General features: G+C 51.8%; 12 protein-coding genes. 8 read left to right on the top strand and 4 right to left on the bottom strand.

Going from position 1 to position 15,209, the window contains the following annotated elements; genetic code table 11:
* Positions 1-329 precede the first annotated feature (329 nt).
* The 4 genes from ACO0LD_RS09495 to ACO0LD_RS09480 all read right to left on the bottom strand — a co-directional run bounded on the left by ACO0LD_RS09495 (position 330) and on the right by ACO0LD_RS09480 (position 5,165).
* Positions 330-1,487 carry a BMP family ABC transporter substrate-binding protein gene (locus ACO0LD_RS09495; protein ID WP_423006081.1) on the bottom strand — a complete coding sequence of 386 codons (1,158 nt, stop codon included), beginning with the start codon at positions 1,485-1,487 and terminating at the stop codon, positions 330-332.
* A 74-nt stretch (positions 1,488-1,561) separates the two neighbouring features.
* A complete protein-coding gene (locus ACO0LD_RS09490; protein WP_423006079.1) occupies positions 1,562-2,482 on the bottom strand; it encodes an ABC transporter permease in 921 nt (306 codons plus the stop codon).
* A 6-nt stretch (positions 2,483-2,488) separates the two neighbouring features.
* Positions 2,489-3,556 (bottom strand): ABC transporter permease, encoded by a 1,068-nt coding sequence (locus ACO0LD_RS09485; RefSeq protein ID WP_423006077.1) that lies wholly within the window; start codon positions 3,554-3,556, stop codon positions 2,489-2,491.
* On the bottom strand, positions 3,549-5,165 hold the full coding sequence (locus ACO0LD_RS09480) for an ABC transporter ATP-binding protein (RefSeq protein WP_423006075.1): 1,617 nt from the start codon (positions 5,163-5,165) through the stop codon (positions 3,549-3,551). The genes ACO0LD_RS09485 and ACO0LD_RS09480 overlap by 8 nt, the downstream gene beginning before the upstream one ends.
* Positions 5,166-5,536: 371 nt before the next feature.
* Here ACO0LD_RS09480 and ACO0LD_RS09475 point away from each other — a divergent pair, with 371 nt between their 5' ends.
* The 8 genes from ACO0LD_RS09475 to ACO0LD_RS09440 all read left to right on the top strand — a co-directional run bounded on the left by ACO0LD_RS09475 (position 5,537) and on the right by ACO0LD_RS09440 (position 14,998).
* Entirely contained in the window at positions 5,537-6,364 is an 828-nt protein-coding gene (locus ACO0LD_RS09475) for an AraC family transcriptional regulator (protein WP_423006072.1), read from the top strand.
* 604 nt (positions 6,365-6,968) lie between these two features.
* Positions 6,969-7,694 (top strand): AzlC family ABC transporter permease, encoded by a 726-nt coding sequence (locus ACO0LD_RS09470; protein ID WP_423006070.1) that lies wholly within the window; start codon positions 6,969-6,971, stop codon positions 7,692-7,694.
* A complete protein-coding gene (locus ACO0LD_RS09465; protein WP_422952498.1) occupies positions 7,691-8,011 on the top strand; it encodes an AzlD domain-containing protein in 321 nt (106 codons plus the stop codon). The genes ACO0LD_RS09470 and ACO0LD_RS09465 overlap by 4 nt, the downstream gene beginning before the upstream one ends.
* A 71-nt stretch (positions 8,012-8,082) precedes the next feature.
* Positions 8,083-9,228, top strand: a complete 1,146-nt coding sequence (locus ACO0LD_RS09460) for a serine hydrolase domain-containing protein (protein ID WP_423006067.1) — start codon at positions 8,083-8,085, stop codon at positions 9,226-9,228.
* Positions 9,229-9,243: 15 nt separating this feature from the next.
* The gene (locus ACO0LD_RS09455; protein WP_423006065.1) at positions 9,244-10,665 is read left to right on the top strand and encodes a metallophosphoesterase; all 1,422 of its coding nucleotides are present in this window, start codon (positions 9,244-9,246) and stop codon (positions 10,663-10,665) included.
* Between the two features lie 155 nt (positions 10,666-10,820).
* Positions 10,821-13,043, top strand: a complete 2,223-nt coding sequence (locus ACO0LD_RS09450; RefSeq protein WP_423006063.1) for a TonB-dependent receptor — start codon at positions 10,821-10,823, stop codon at positions 13,041-13,043.
* 335 nt (positions 13,044-13,378) lie between these two features.
* A complete protein-coding gene (locus ACO0LD_RS09445; protein ID WP_423006061.1) occupies positions 13,379-14,572 on the top strand; it encodes a hypothetical protein in 1,194 nt (397 codons plus the stop codon).
* A gap of 12 nt (positions 14,573-14,584) precedes the next feature.
* Positions 14,585-14,998, top strand: a complete 414-nt coding sequence (locus ACO0LD_RS09440; RefSeq protein WP_423006059.1) for a hypothetical protein — start codon at positions 14,585-14,587, stop codon at positions 14,996-14,998.
* Positions 14,999-15,209: the final 211 nt, after the last annotated feature.

Here is a 15,209-nt window from a genome sequence, read left to right as displayed (position 1 = left end):
TGGAACATCATCGCGAAAAAACGCTGCACGAATAGTGAGACTGGTGAAGATTGAAAAGACTGCAATTCAATGTACCACGTATCGATGATGTACAAATTATTAATTAATTTACGAAGTAAAGCCACGGCTCTGCGGACAGCACTGAATTTATCGTGCTGCCATAACATCCATGCGATTGGTGATGAGTCGCAGCAGTAGATAAAATAAAGATACCTCCAGTTATTGGCTGGAGGTATCTTCAATTTCAGTCAATCAGCTGCTGGCGCTTGAGCAGCTCGTGTTTTTGTATGAAACAGCGGGAAGACTGGTTCAAACAAGCAGCCTGTTGTTTAACCCGGAACCTTGCCTTCCACGCCCTCCACATAAAACTTGATGTCATGCAGGAATTTGTCATCCGCCACCGCATCCTTGCCCAATACTTCCTTGCCAGTGTTGTCCTTGACCGGGCCTTTCCAGATCGGGCCTGTGCCGTCGATGACGCCCTGGCGATTGTCGGCGATGAGTTTTTTGACTTCATCTGACAGGCTGGCGTTGAAGGCTTTCAGGTCTATCATGTTTTCTTTCAGACCCCACCAGGTGGTGTCTGATTTCCATGTTTTGTTGAGCACTTCATCCACGCGCCTGGTGTAGTACACGCCCCAGTCAATCACGGATGCTGCCAGGTGGGCTTTTGCGCCAAACTTGCTCATGTCGCTGTCCCAGCCAAAGGCATACACGCCTTTTTCTTCTGCGGTTTGCACGACGGCGGCAGAGTCAGTGTTTTGCATCAGCACATCCACACCCTGGCCTATCAGGGTAGTGGCGGCTTCGCGTTCCTTGCCCGGGTCAAACCATTTGTTAACCCAGACTACCTTGGTGGTGGCTTTGGGGTTGACTGAGCGGGCACCGAGGGTGAAGGAATTGATGTTGCGCAGTACTTCAGGAATAGGGATGGAGGCAACCACACCCAGCTTGCCAGACTTGCTCATCTTGCCTGCGGCCACACCTGCGAGGTACGCACCTTCATAAGTGCGTACATCATATTGCGCCATATTGTCGGCAGTTTTGTAGCCAGTCGCATGTTCAAATTTCACATCAGGAAAATCCTTGGCGACTTTCAGCATGGCTTCCATATAACCAAAGGTGGTGCCAAAGATGACCTTGTTACCTTGATTGGCCAGGTCGCGGATCACGCGTTCTGCGTCTGCTGCGCTTTCTGGTACGTTTTCAACGAAGCTGGTTTTCACCTTGTCACCAAACTTGGCTTCCACTGCTTTGCGGCCAGCATCATGGGCATAAGTCCAGCCTGCATCACCAACCGGGCCTACGTACACAAAAGCGACTTTCAGCGGTGCTGCCGCAGCAGGTGCGGCAGCGGTGCTGGCTGGTGCAGGCGTGGCTGCACTGGCGCTGGCAGATTTGCTTTCTTCTTTCTGACCACAGCCAGCAAGACCGACGATAGCCAGGGACAGCGCGGCTGCCAGGGTTTTTCTGCGAGAGATTTTCATGGATAGCTTCCTTGGTTTGATTTTCAGTTTTAATCAAAAAAAACGCACAGCAAATGACATCTATATATAGATACTTAAGCAGACCCCGGGCGGAAAGGCTTGCCCAGTGAAGCTGGCATGTTCAGGCGTATCCAGTCAGGGTTACGCGAGATCAGCACCAGCACGATAATCGTCGCTAGATACGGCAGCATGGATAAAATTTCCGATGGCAGGGCTATGCCTATCGCCTGGAAATGAAACTGTAAAATAGTCACGCTGCCAAACAGTAAAGCACCCAGCAAGACCCGTGCCGGACGCCAGGTGGCGAAGGTCGTCAATGCCAGCGCGATCCAGCCGCGCCCGGCAACCAGGCCTTCCACCCACATCGGTGTATACACGACTGACAGGTAAGCACCAGCGATGCCACAGCAGGCACCGCTGAACAGCAAGGCCAGATAACGTATCTTGCGCACAGGGTAGCCCAGTGCATGGGCAGATTCTGGCGATTCACCCACTGCCCGCAAGACCAGGCCAGCACGGCTGCGGTACAGGAACCAGATTATGCCGCCGCATAGCAAGAGGCCAAAGTACACCGCCAGATGCTGGTCAAACAAGGCTTTGCCAAGGAAGGGGATGTCCGATAAAAACGGTATGCCATGCGGCCCGGCAGGCAGGGACTGACCAACGAAAGACTGCCCTATGAAGGCCGACAGGCCAGCACCAAAGATGGACAGCGCCAGACCAGTTGCCACCTGGTTGGTCACCAGCACCAGTGCCAGCCAGGCAAACAGGGTTGCCATCAGCATGCCAGCAATTGCGCCTGCGACAAAACCCAGCCAGGGCATGTGGGTCTGGTGGGCCACGGCAAAACCGGTGATGGCAGCCACCAGCATCATGCCCTCGGCACCAAGATTGAGCACGCCTGCACGCTCATTGATCAGCAGGCCGAGCGCTGCGATCAGTAGTGGTGTACCGGAGTTGATGGAGGCGGCTATAAGTGCTGCAAAATTTTCCATGGTCGCTTATTTCTGCCAACGCAGGCGGTAATTGATCAGGGTGTCGCAAGCCAGCAGCAAAAACAGCAACATGCCCTGGAACAGGCCAGTGATGGCAGAAGGCAGGCCCAGGCGCGATTGTGCCATCTCGCCACCGAGGTAAAACAGCGACAGCACCAGACCACCAAAGATGGTGCCTATGGGATTCAGACGACCAATGAAGGCCACAATGATGGCGGCAAAACCATAACCGGGCGAGATGGAAGGCAAGACCTGGCCTATGGGGCCAGCCACTTCAAAAGCACCTGCCATACCAGCGAAACCGCCAGATATCAGCAATGATGTCCACAAGGCGCGGCGACTGGAGAAACCCGCATAACGCGCTGCCAGCGGTGCCAGCCCGCCTACCGTCAAGCGGTAACCAGCAAAGCTGCGATACACAAACACTGCCATCAGGCCACTGGCAACCAGCATGACGATAAAACCTATATGCAGGCGGCTGCCCGAGAACAGGTGTGGCAACAGATAATCGCTGGAAAACACCTTGGACTGCGGGAAGTTCATGCCATGCGGGTCTTTCAGCGGACCATTGACTGCATACATCAGCAGCAATTGCGCGATATAGGTCAGCATCAGCGATACCAGAATTTCATTGGCATTGAAGCGGTCACGCAACAAGGCTGTGATGGATGCCCACAAGGCTCCGCCGACTACACCTGCACAGGTTGCGAGCAGCAAAACCATGCCGCCTGACACACCGGGCGTGCCAGTATCAAAAAACAAGATGGTGCTGCCAGCCGCCAGGCCACCCGCTATCAACTGCCCCTCGGCACCGATGTTCCAGACATTGGCGCGGTAACAGACTGACAGCCCCAGCGCGCACAAGACCAGCGGCGTGGTCTTCAATAATAATTCTGCGATGGCAGCCTTGTTGCGTATCGGCTCTATCAAAAATACCTGCAAGCCAGTCAAAGGGTTTTTGCCCAGTGCCATGAACAGCAGGGCGCCAAAAAAGATGGTCAGCAGCAAAGCCAGTACAGGAGAAAGATAAGCCATGCTACGCGAGCTGGCGGCACGCAATTCCAGCTTAAGCATGTTCACCCCGCTCGTTGCTGTATGGTTTCTTTTTGCGGCTGCCGCTGCCGCCGGTTTTACCGAGGGACACGGTTTCTGCTGTTGTCCATTCTTCCCACAAACCACTCATCCACAATCCTATCTTTTCCCTGGTCGCGCTGGCGGTTGCTATCGATGGCGACAAACGGCCCTTGGCGATGACATGCATGCGGTCACATAATTCAAACAATTCATCAAGTTCTTCCGAGATCACCAGCACCGCACAACCAGCTTGCTTGAGCTTGCGTATCTCATCATGGATTTGCGCTGCCGCCCCCACATCGACACCCCAGGTTGGCTGGGCGACGATGAAGACATCAGGCTGGCGCGTGATTTCACGGCCAACAATAAATTTTTGCAGATTGCCACCCGACAGGCTGCGTGCCAGTGCTGCAGGCCCGCCCGCTTTGACGCGGAAGCGGGCAATGATGTCCGCCGCTGCCTGTATCGTATGGCGAAAATTGATCATGCCCTTATTGACGAAGGGTTCATGCTGGTGCGACAACAGCATATTGGCAGTCAGGCTCATCTCAGGCACTGCTCCACGGCCCAGTCTTTCTTCCGGCACCAGGCTCTGGCCCAGCTTGCGCCTGCTCTCAGGGCCACGGTTGCCTACGGGCTTGCCTTTCAGTTCTATCATCTGTGGCGCTGCGCGCCTGTCTTCGCCAGACAAGGCGGCAAGCAGTTCTTGCTGTCCATTGCCGGATACGCCAGCGATACCAACGATTTCACCGCCGAATAATTCCAGCTGTATGTCTTCGAGGGCCGTAGCAAAGGCATGTGCCTTGGGCAGGCTCAATTGATGTATACGCAAACGCGATTCACCCAGGGTAACTGGCTCGGTATGGGCAGATGGCGGCAAGTCTTCACCTATCATCATGCGCGACAGGCTGGCAGCAGTTTCCTGCGCCGGGTCGCAATGACCTGTGACCTTGCCTGCTCGCATGACGGTGGCGCTGTGGCAAAGCTCACGTATTTCATCGAGCTTGTGGCTGATATACAGGATACTGCAACCCTCAGCGGCAATCTTGCGCAGGGTGACAAACAGTTTTTGTACGGCTTGCGGCGTCAGTACCGAGGTTGGTTCATCAAGTATCAGCAATTGCGGTTTGGTCAGCAGGGCGCGCACGATTTCAACGCGCTGTCTTTCACCAACTGACAAGGTATGCACATGGCGGTGTGGTTCCAGCTCCAGTCCATAGTTTTCACCTGTCCTGGCGATTTGTTCGGCCAGCTCCAGCATATTCACATTCTGGTCCAGACCCAGGGCGATGTTTTCGGCCACGGTCAGGGTATCGAACAGAGAGAAATGCTGGAACACCATGGCAATGCCCAGCTTGCGCGCATCTTGCGGTGTCGCTACTTTGACTTCCTGTCCATTCCAGCGCACCGTGCCTGAATCAGGCTTGACGGCACCAAAGATGATCTTCATCAGCGTAGATTTGCCTGCACCATTTTCACCCAGCACCGCATGGATTTCGCCCGGTGCCACTTGCAGCCTGACACCATCATTGGCGACAACTGCAGGATAGCGTTTACAGATGTCGGTCAGTTCCAGCCTGGGCACTATGGGTGAAGCAGCAGAAGTCACTTTGACCTTTCCATCCGGTGTTTGAAATTCTAGAGTAGAAGTAAGTCCATAGCTGCACATCACGCTAGCGACATGCTGGACATTTGCCTGACATTATAAGTGGCTGCCCAGCGCAAATTCAAAATCTATTTGTCATTTGGCACAAGATGAAATTTGTTTGCCCGATATCAAATTGGAAGAAATCATTTAAATTTTTCATGTGACTGTTTTACGTTGTTTTCCAGCATCAGAAAAGAGGCATGCGAGCTTGCGTACAAAATTTTGCTGATGAATTGTTTTCAGGCAAATGTATGGTGGCGCTAAATGTAAGATTGTCAGCGTCGGTATAGAATAGCCTTTAATAATCAGACCTTTACAGCATTTTCTCTTGCATGGACAAACCAGCTACCTTCCGTGACGATGCCCGTTTCTGGCGCAGCCCGCTGCTGCCCGATGCAGAGTTGCTGACGGCTGAATACTTCGCGCAAGAGTTTGCCCCGCACTGGCATGAAAGCTTTTCCATCCCCGTCATACAGTCTGGCGCACAAACCTACCGCTATCGCGGCAGCCGTTGCCTGGCCTCGGTTGGCTGTATCGCTGCCATCAATCCCGGCGAAGTGCATACGGGTGAAAGAGCAACTGAGCATGGCTGGGCCTACCGCGCCTTTTACCCATCGGTAGAGTGGATGCAGCAACTCGCCAGCGACATGGCAGGCAGCGCTGTCGGCGTGCCCTGGTTACCTGATGGAGTAATTGAGGATGCCGAAGTCTCTGCCAAACTTGCCTTTGCACACCGCTTGCTGGAAGCGGGTAGCGATCCGCTCGCCGCGGAAAATGCCCTGACCGCAGGCTTTGCCCTGATGCTGTCGCGCTACGCCCGTACTCGCCCTACCATGCAAGCCATCCTGCCCGATGCAGTCAGGGTAGAAATGATGAAATCCCGGCTTAGCGAAGACCTTAGCGCAGCGATCAGCCTGACTGAACTGGCGCAAGAGGTAGGCCTTTCATCCTTTTACGCCGCTCGTTTGTTCTCTCGAACGACTGGTATGCCACCGCATGCCTGGCGCAATCAACTGCGACTGAACCGTGCGCAGAGTCTGCTGCGGCAGAATCTGTCGGTGACCGAGATTGCGACGATGACCGGATTTGCCGACCAGAGTCATTTCACGCGGCATTTTAAGAAGGCGTTTGGGGTTGCGCCGGGGAGATGGCGGGTTTGAATGGATTTTGACGGTTCGACCTGTCGTGTATTAAGTAAAGCAATTAGCGGTCGTATTGACGTTGGGGTTGTTGTTGACCTTTGCTTTTGACTTTTGCAGTTCCCATGTGTCGGCGCCGTTTGTGCAGTACAGAAAATGGAAAAAGAAGAGCCGCTGTCTGAGCCGCAGGCGAGTTTCGGATCTTCCCATTTTTTGTACTGCACAAACGGGCACCCCCTTCAGGGGGCGACGACGCCTGGGTCGCCTTCTTTTGCTTACTTTTCTTGGCGACAGCAAGAAAAGTGAGTAGCTGCCGGGCTACCCCCGGCCTGCAATCGTGAATGACGTATGCAGGTAATTCAAAAACAAATGCGTAAAACATTACGAATCTGAAGTTAATGTAGTTCACGATATGCCGCGAACGCCGCTGGATTCCAGCTAACCCCAAGCTGGAATGACGCCAATAATATTGCCAGTAACTTAAGATTCCGTCAGCCAGGTTGATGGCGTAAGTTCATGCATTTTATTTCAAATAACGCCCCCAAATCGCAAGAACGTACAAGCCCATTCCCAAATTAACAGGCAAGATCCCATTCAATCGCCATCCGCAATATGGAATCACCCCATGCCCTCAAGCACAAGAATGAAGCACTTCACCGCCGGTATCCGCGACACCGTCCCCATGCTGGTCGGTGCCGCCCCCTTTGGCATGATCTTTGGCACCCTGGTCGCCACGGCACAAATGCAAGCCTGGCAGGGGCAGTTGATGTCGCTGGCGGTGTTTGCCGGGTCCAGCCAGTTCATTGCGACTGGCCTCATTGCCAGCCACACTGGCATGCTGGTGATCTGGCTGGCGACTTTTATCGTTAATTTGCGGCATATGTTGTATGCAGCTGCACTGATGCCACACGTCAGGCATTTGCCAAGACGCTGGCGCTGGGGGCTGGGTTTTTTGCTGACAGATGAAACCTTTGCCGTGGTAGATCGCTATTACCGCCAGCATCCGCAAGATGCCATGGGGCACTGGTATTTCCTGGGTTCTGGCGTGTCCATGTATGCCAACTGGCAAGTCTGGACGCTGATAGGGCTGATGTTTGGAGCGATATTCCCGCAGTTGCAGACCCTGGGCCTGGACTTTGCCATGGTGGCAACTTTTATTGCGATCGTCGTGCCGCAATTGTTCAAGCGCCCGCATTTGCTGGCAGCCATCGTCGCAGGCAGCACTGCTTATGCCTTGCAGCACTTGCCCTACAAGCTGGGTTTGCTGGTGGCGATTGCCTGTGGGGTGGCGACTGGCATGCTGGCATCGCGTTTCAATAAAGAAAAACAAATCGTAGTGGAGCAGGCATGAATATCACTTTGACCATACTCGGCATGGCAGTCATCACCTTTCTGGTGAAAGCCCTGATCTTCATCCTTGGTGACCGTGTGGCATTTTCCGGTAACCTCAAAAAGGCGCTGGAGTTTGTGCCTGTGACGGTGCTGACTGCCATCATCGTCCCCATGATCCTGTCGCCGCATGGCAAGGAGCTGGAATTGAGCTGGCGTAATCCGCAACTGGTGGCTGCGACTGTAGCAGCCTTGCTGTGCGCAGTGACCAGGCATCAACTGGCAACCATCATCGTCGGTCTGACCGTATTCTTTAGCTGGCAGTATATGTTGAGTTGAGGGTAGGATATACCCTTTGTATCTTCAATATCTGGTAAATGACTTACGATTTCAGCCCAATCAACGCGGCGATGCAAAAATATGTGGACAGGCAAATCCTGTCCGGTGTCTCGACTGCGGTGCTGGTCGGGCGCGAACTGGTGCACCAGCACTGCACAGGCTGGGCCGACCGCGAAAGCCAGACAGCAATGCGCGATGACCACTTGTTCCGCGTGTTTTCAAATACCAAGCTGATCACCTCAGTAGCGGTGCTGCTGTTGATGGAAGATGGCAAGCTGGAACTTGATCAACCCGCTGAAGAATTCCTGCCCCAGCTCGCGCACCTGCAGGTGCTCAAACCCGGTGCGACGCGCATTGACGATACCGAGCCAGCACGCAACAAGATCACCATCAGGCATTTGCTTTGCCATACCGCCGGTCTCAGTTATGGCTTGCTGGATCATGGTACGGTCATGTACAAGGCCTACAATGAAAAGCGGGTCATGAATGCCTTTACTACCCTGGCAGAGATGATGGATGTGCTGGCAGAATTGCCGCTGAGCTTTCATCCTGGTGAGGCCTGGGAATATTCGATCGCCACCGATGTGCTGGCGCGTTTGGTAGAAGTCGTCAGCGGCATGAACTTTGACCGCTTCCTGCAATTGCGCATATTCAATCCCCTGGCCATGCATGACACCAGCTTTGTCGTGCCTGAGCATAAACTGGACAGACTGGCGTCTTACTATGCCGGTACTGACCCGCAAAATATCCTGCAGCGTGGCTTGCGCAAGCTCGACAAGTCACCTTACCCCGGCGCATTCACCACGCCAGTGGCACGCCTGTCTGGCGGTGGTGGCCTGGTATCAAGCATGCAGGACATGCTGGCGCTGATGCGCAGCTTCATGCCGGATGGCGATACCTTGCTCAGGCCTGAGACGATCAGGCTGATGATGCAAAACCATTTGCCTGCTGGTACAGGCATCGCTTTCCCAGGAGTAGGTGATGTACCGGGCAAGGGCTTTGGCCTCGGTGGTGCGGTGACACTTAAGCCTTCATCGATAGACCCACCAGCTTCCGTTGGCGAATTTGAATGGGGTGGTATCGCCGGCACGCATTGGTGGATATCGCCACGCCACAATATCGCCGGGGTACTGATGACGCAAAGATTAATGAGTTTCTGGCATCCGTTTTCTTTTGATTTCAAGAGACTGGCCTACGAAGCATTGGGATTGAAATAAAGAATGGAGAACAATATGCAAATACACAGCTTGCCAGGACGACGACTGCTCGCTCTTGCTGCCATCAGCAGTTTGCTGGCGGCCTGTAGCAGCCTGCCTACGCAACACGATGCAAAAATACAGGCTGCCTGGGTAGTATTGGGTGAAAATGGCCAGGCCATAGCCCGCGCTGTCACGACAGACAATATCTGTCCTTCCCTTGTGCAGGACGGTAACCTGGTCGCGATGAACCACAGGGCTGGGGCAAACACCCTGCCTTTGCGCAAGACCGCCAGCAAACCGGAAGACAGCAAGCCCTCCGCCTTCCCTGTACTGGTTTGCGAAGCGCCTTTACTGGCAAGCACCAAAACGGCCAGCATTGCTGGCCGTGATTTGCCCATTCCCAAACCTGTCGCACAAAAAATCATCGTCATTGGTGATACCGGTTGCCGTTTGAAAGTGGCTGACAATTACTTCCAGTCTTGCAATGACAGTGAAAAATGGGCTTTCCGTGAAATGGTGGAAACGGCAGCGCGTTTCAAGCCTGACCTGGTCGTGCATGTCGGTGATTACCACTACCGCGAAAATGCCTGCCCTGAAGGTAATAAAGAATGCGCAGGCAGCCCATGGGGTTACGGCTGGGATACCTGGCAGGCAGATTTCTTCACACCTGCACAGGCTTTGCTGAAGGCTGCACCCTGGGTAGTCGTGCGCGGCAATCATGAAACCTGTGTCCGCGCAGGCCAGGGCTGGTGGCGAATGATGGACCCGCGTCCTTTGAAGAGAGGGCGCGACTGTGTCGACGAAGGAAATGACATGCGTGGCGACTATAGCGACCCTTATGCCGTGCCGCTGGGTCGTATAGGCAGCGAGCAGGCGCAACTGATTATCTTTGATTCAGCCAAAGTGCCTATCAAGCCGCTGGCAAAAACCGATGCGGCTTATCAGCTCTATATGGAGCAGTTCAAGACCGTCAACACGCTGGCAGAAAGTGCAGATTTCAATATCTTCATTGATCACCATCCTGTGCTGGCTTTTGCCGCCGAGCGTAAAAAAGACGGGCCGTTGAATATTTTTCCTGGCAATCTCGCCATGCAAGACATCATGCAGACTTTGAATACCACGCGTCTGTTCCCATCCAAGGTGCAAGCGACCTTGTCCGGACATGTGCATTTGTTTGAAGCCCTGACTTTCAGCACCGATCATCCTGTGCAATTTGTTTCTGGCAATGGCGGTTCTTCTCTTGATACACCACTGCCTGTGCCACTGGCAGCCAATTCCACACCTTATACAGAAGCCAGGCTTGATTACTTCAGTAATTCCAATGAAGTAGGCTTCATGGTCATGGAACGTGAGCAGCAAAGCTGGAAGGTCCAGGCCTGGAACAAGCGTGGCAAATTGATCACTGAATGTCGCATGCAAGGCAAGAAAACTGAATGCAAGGAAATGGCGAAATAGGGTATTACTCGTTCTATTTTTGCATGGAAAAAAACGGAGCTTCATGCTCCGTTTTTGTTGTAGTGTCACAGAACTGTCATCCTCTTTACACTCTCTTGTCACATCGTCTTCCTACACTAGCGGGCTTTCTACCCACCAAGTTCATTGGAAGGCAAATGATGACTCGCAAGCAAAAACATTTCTCCATGCATATCATGACGGCGCAGGTTTTACTGGCGCTCGCTTGTATGGCACAGCATGGCGCACAGGCGCAAACTACCAGTACCGTTAGTGAAGCCGTGCCAGAATCTCCTTCGGCCCTGGATGCTGATGCCATTAAATCGCGTGTCGTCATTAGCGGTTCTTCGGTAGGCAATCGTGCTCCTGTACAAACTTCATTGAAGGCCACGCAGCCACAATCAATTATTACGGCAACTTTCATAGAACAATCTGTAACGCCGCTGGCTGACTTTAATGCTGTGACACGCATTGCGCCCAGTATAGGTTCTGGCGTATCGGCGAATGGTCCCGGGCTGGCAGAAACCAAGGTGACATTGCGCGGTTTTCAGGATGGTGAATACAATGTGACATATGACGGTATCCCTTTCGGCGATACCAATAATCCTACTCATCATTCCACTTCTTATTTCCCTGCGCGCATCATAGGCGGCATGGTGATAGAGCGCGGCCCTGGCAATGCCAGCAATCTGGGGCAGGCAACATTTGGTGGTTCCATCAATCTGTTTTCCAAAGAGCTGTCGCATGATTTCCATTTTTCCCCGTATGCAACGTTCGGGTCTTGGAACACTAAAATGCTGGGTGTGCAACTCGATAGCGGTACAAGTTCGTATTTTGGCGACACCCGTTTCATGTTCAATGCTTCGCGCCTGACTACGGATGGCTATCTGACCTATAGCGGTGTGACAGAAGATAATTACCAGTTCAAATTGCAACGCACCCTGGGTAAGGAAACAGTGCTGACAGTGTTTTCTACCTATAATAAAATCACCAGTTACACACCGGACAAAGGCGGTGTGACACTGAGCCAGGTTGCTCAGTTTGGTAAAAATTATGCCCTCAATAATGATCCTGCCAGCCAGAATTATTTCGGCTATAACTTCAATAACAAGAGTACGGATTTTGACTACATACGCCTGCAATCCAGGCTGGCGGGCTGGAATGTGGACAATACTCTGTACACATATTCCTATACCAATGACACTTACTCTGGTCAGGATGCCAGCGGTGCCACGGCAAATGGCACCAAGGCTGATGTAACTGGTAACAAGAATGTTCCCGGCTACAACAAGTTGAATGCTTATCGCGTCAACGGTGATATTTTCAAGGCGACAAACCAGTTGGATGCAGGCTTGGTACGTGTGGGTATCTGGCTGGAAAATGCCAGCACCAATCGTCATACTTATGACCTGGACTGGACTCTGCGCGTACCCAATCCCAAGGAATCGACTGCTCCAAAAAATGTCTCCTATGAGCAGGGGTCCAACTGGCGGCAGTACCAGCCATTCGTCGAATTTGAATGGTCTGCCATGGCAGACCTGACCATCACACCGGGTTTGAAATATGTGAACTTCCAGCGCTCGCTGGACGCCAAGATCAACCAGACTACACGCATACCAACCACGACTGAGCAGACTTATACGACGACTCTGCCTTTCCTGACGGCGAACTACAGCATCAATAAAGAATGGTCAGCCTATGCGCAAGTTGCCAAAGGATTTCTAGTCCCCGATTTGTCCATGTTTTATGTAAATAATCCCGGCCAGAGTACGCCTAAACCGCAGACTTCGACCAATTATCAATTCGGTGCCGTTCATCAATCCAAAGCATTGACTCTGGACGCTGACCTGTATTACATAGACTTCAATAACAAGATAGCTTCTACTGGTACCGGCAACGATCTGGTGTACTACAACCAGGGTGGCGTGGTGTATAAGGGGATAGAAGCAGCAGCCACTTACTATGTTGGTAGCGGTTTTTCCCTGCATGCCAATGCATCGTTGAATAGTGCGAAAGCAAAAGACACTGGTTTGCAAGTTGCCAAAGCACCAGCGTCCACTTCTGCTTTTGGCGTGCTGTATAAAGCGAATGGTTTGTATGGATCCTTGATCGCGAAAACCACGGGCGCGCAATATGCCAAAGATGGTGAGCCATCTGCTTACAAAATTCCATCCTACACGACCACAGATTTCACACTCGGTTATCGCCTCAAGCTGGATAGTGCGATGCTGAAAAATATCAAAACCCAGGTAGGTATCAATAACCTGTTCGATAAGCAGGATGTGACGTCCATATCAGCCAATAGCAAAGGCGTGGTCTTTGACCAATACACTTTTGTCCCTGCACGCAGCTGGAGTTTCTCGGTTACTGCAGATTTTTAAATCTTCGCAATTTATCCGCACTGTTTTGGTGATGGCAGACCTGGAAGGTCTGCCATTTTTGTTTTTTAATTATCAAAATTGTCAGCGTTCCACCACGAAAAGTGCAAGAAATGGTGAAATAACTTATTGCAAGTCTTGCCATCACCTAGTTTGAAAAAGTTGGTCAATAGGCATCTTTCCTTCAAGCACTCCCTAGTAGACATCAAATAAGTCAGTATTTTATTGCTATCTGTTAAGTTGCCACTGTGTAATTGTTTTAAAAATTTCCCCGAGGAAACAGTCTAAATCAGCCTGATAAATAAAACTTACAATGAAGAAACTTTCAAGGAGATAGCATGAAATTGAAGCCTTTTATCACTCTATTAGCGATGACATCCGCAGTATCAGCCGCCTGGGCTGAGGACACATCGAACATCACCATCAGCGGATTTGGTACAGTTGCATTGACACGCAGCAACACTTCGGACGCAGAATTTGCCCGTCCAAATCAATTGGCTGGTGTCACCAGTGGCGCAAAAACCGGGGTGGATTCCAACCTGGGTTTGCAAGTCACAGCAAAAATGAATGACTGGTTGTCTTTTACTGGTCAGGGTCTGGTACGTAAAAATGTGACGGACAATTTTGGTGCAGAACTGGCCTGGGCATTTGCCAAAGCCAAGGTGTCTGAAAACCTGAACATACGTGTGGGTCGTGTTGGCCTGCCTGTCTACATGATTTCTGATTACCGCAATGTCGGCTACGCCAACACCATGTTGCGCCCGCCGGTAGAAATGTATACCCAGGTCACGCTGGAAAGCCTGGATGGTGCTGATGTGCTGTACCAGACCAATTTTGGTGATACTGCCGTGACTGCACAAGTTGCTTATGGCGTCACTGATGCAGATAACCGTGGTGGCTTTACGGCGAAGTTCAAAAAGGTATCAAGTGTCAATATCGTTGCTGAAAACGGTCCTTTCACTTTCCGATTTGGCCGCGTTGATGCGAATGTCACCGTCGATAATTCCACCAACCTGAATACTCTGGTTTCTGGTTTGACGAAGTTTGGTTTTGCCTCTGCTGCGAATGCGATTGCAGTAAATGACACCAAGGCTTCTTTTACCTCCGTTGGCCTGGGTGTGGACTGGAAGAGCATGGTGGTGCAGGCTGAGTATGGCAAACGTAAATCTGCCAGCCTGTCTATCGCTGACACCACATCCTGGTACACCATGTTTGGTTATCGCATGGGTAGTTTCCTGCCTTATGTCGTGCACGCATCAGCCACGCAAGACAGCCCGCGCACTGTCGCTGGCTTGCCATCTGCCGGCCCTCTGCTGCCTTACACCCTGGGTGCAAATTCGCTGGCATCCGCTTCACCTATACAGTCCAGTAATAGCATAGGTGTGCGCTGGGATTTCCATAAATCTGCCGCCTTGAAACTGCAGCTGGACAGAATGTCACCCGACAATGGCCCTGGCGTATTTATCAATGCCAAGCCCGGCTTCAAAGGCCCGGTGACCGTGTTTGCAGCAGCAGTTGATTTTGTATTTTGATGGAGAGGCACGATGAATAAGTTATTTATACATTTATTGTTGGCCGCAACCGTCATGACTGGCGCATCTATGGCACATGCCGCAGAACTGGTCGTCATCGTGAATACTGCTAATCCGGCAACGGCAATGACGGCTACCCAGGCTTCTCAGTTCTTCCTGGGTAAATCGCCGATGTTCACGCCTGTGGACCTGCCAGATAATTCGCCCCTGCGTGCTGAGTTCTACAAGAAAGTTGCAGACAAGGATTTGTCTGAAGTAAAGACTATCTGGTCCAAGCTGGTTTTTACGGGCAAGGGTACGGCACCAAAAGAACTGCATAGTAGTGCGGAAGTGAAAAAAGCCGTGGCTGCCAATCCAACCGGGATAGGATATATAGAACGCTCGGCTGTGGATGCTACTGTCAAGGTGGTCACAGTCTTGCCTTGATCTTTTTTTATATTGTCGTTACCTTAAAGAAAGCTGCTGGTCAGCTTTCTTTTTTTGTTACGCTTTTGCTGAATTTCTTATGATTTTTTTCTGATTACCAACGGCAAATTTGCAATCTGCAACACTTCCTTCTACAACTAGATATATAGTCATATCATCCCTTCCTGTTTTTCCTCTCTGCAATTTTTGTTGTTCTTTTCCAAAAAGGACT

Source organism: Undibacterium sp. Ji83W (assembly GCF_049340385.1).
Taxonomy (GTDB): Bacteria; Pseudomonadota; Gammaproteobacteria; order Burkholderiales; family Burkholderiaceae_D; genus Undibacterium.
The sequence above is the reverse complement of the archived record's forward strand: the minus strand, read 5'-3'. Positions and strand labels throughout refer to the sequence as shown.

What these genes read in the sequence shown, in the direction of transcription:
- ACO0LD_RS09495 (WP_423006081.1), bottom strand. Translation starts at nt 1,487, where the DNA reads ATGAAAATCTCTCGCAGAAAAACCCTGGCAGCCGCGCTGTCCCTGGCT.
- ACO0LD_RS09490 (WP_423006079.1), bottom strand. Translation starts at nt 2,482, where the DNA reads ATGGAAAATTTTGCAGCACTTATAGCCGCCTCCATCAACTCCGGTACA.
- ACO0LD_RS09485 (WP_423006077.1), bottom strand. Translation starts at nt 3,556, where the DNA reads ATGCTTAAGCTGGAATTGCGTGCCGCCAGCTCGCGTAGCATGGCTTAT.
- ACO0LD_RS09475 (WP_423006072.1), top strand. Translation starts at nt 5,537, where the DNA reads ATGGACAAACCAGCTACCTTCCGTGACGATGCCCGTTTCTGGCGCAGC.
- ACO0LD_RS09470 (WP_423006070.1), top strand. Translation starts at nt 6,969, where the DNA reads ATGCCCTCAAGCACAAGAATGAAGCACTTCACCGCCGGTATCCGCGAC.
- ACO0LD_RS09465 (WP_422952498.1), top strand. Translation starts at nt 7,691, where the DNA reads ATGAATATCACTTTGACCATACTCGGCATGGCAGTCATCACCTTTCTG.
- ACO0LD_RS09460 (WP_423006067.1), top strand. Translation starts at nt 8,083, where the DNA reads ATGCAAAAATATGTGGACAGGCAAATCCTGTCCGGTGTCTCGACTGCG.
- ACO0LD_RS09455 (WP_423006065.1), top strand. Translation starts at nt 9,244, where the DNA reads ATGCAAATACACAGCTTGCCAGGACGACGACTGCTCGCTCTTGCTGCC.
- ACO0LD_RS09450 (WP_423006063.1), top strand. Translation starts at nt 10,821, where the DNA reads ATGATGACTCGCAAGCAAAAACATTTCTCCATGCATATCATGACGGCG.
- ACO0LD_RS09445 (WP_423006061.1), top strand. Translation starts at nt 13,379, where the DNA reads ATGAAATTGAAGCCTTTTATCACTCTATTAGCGATGACATCCGCAGTA.
- ACO0LD_RS09440 (WP_423006059.1), top strand. Translation starts at nt 14,585, where the DNA reads ATGAATAAGTTATTTATACATTTATTGTTGGCCGCAACCGTCATGACT.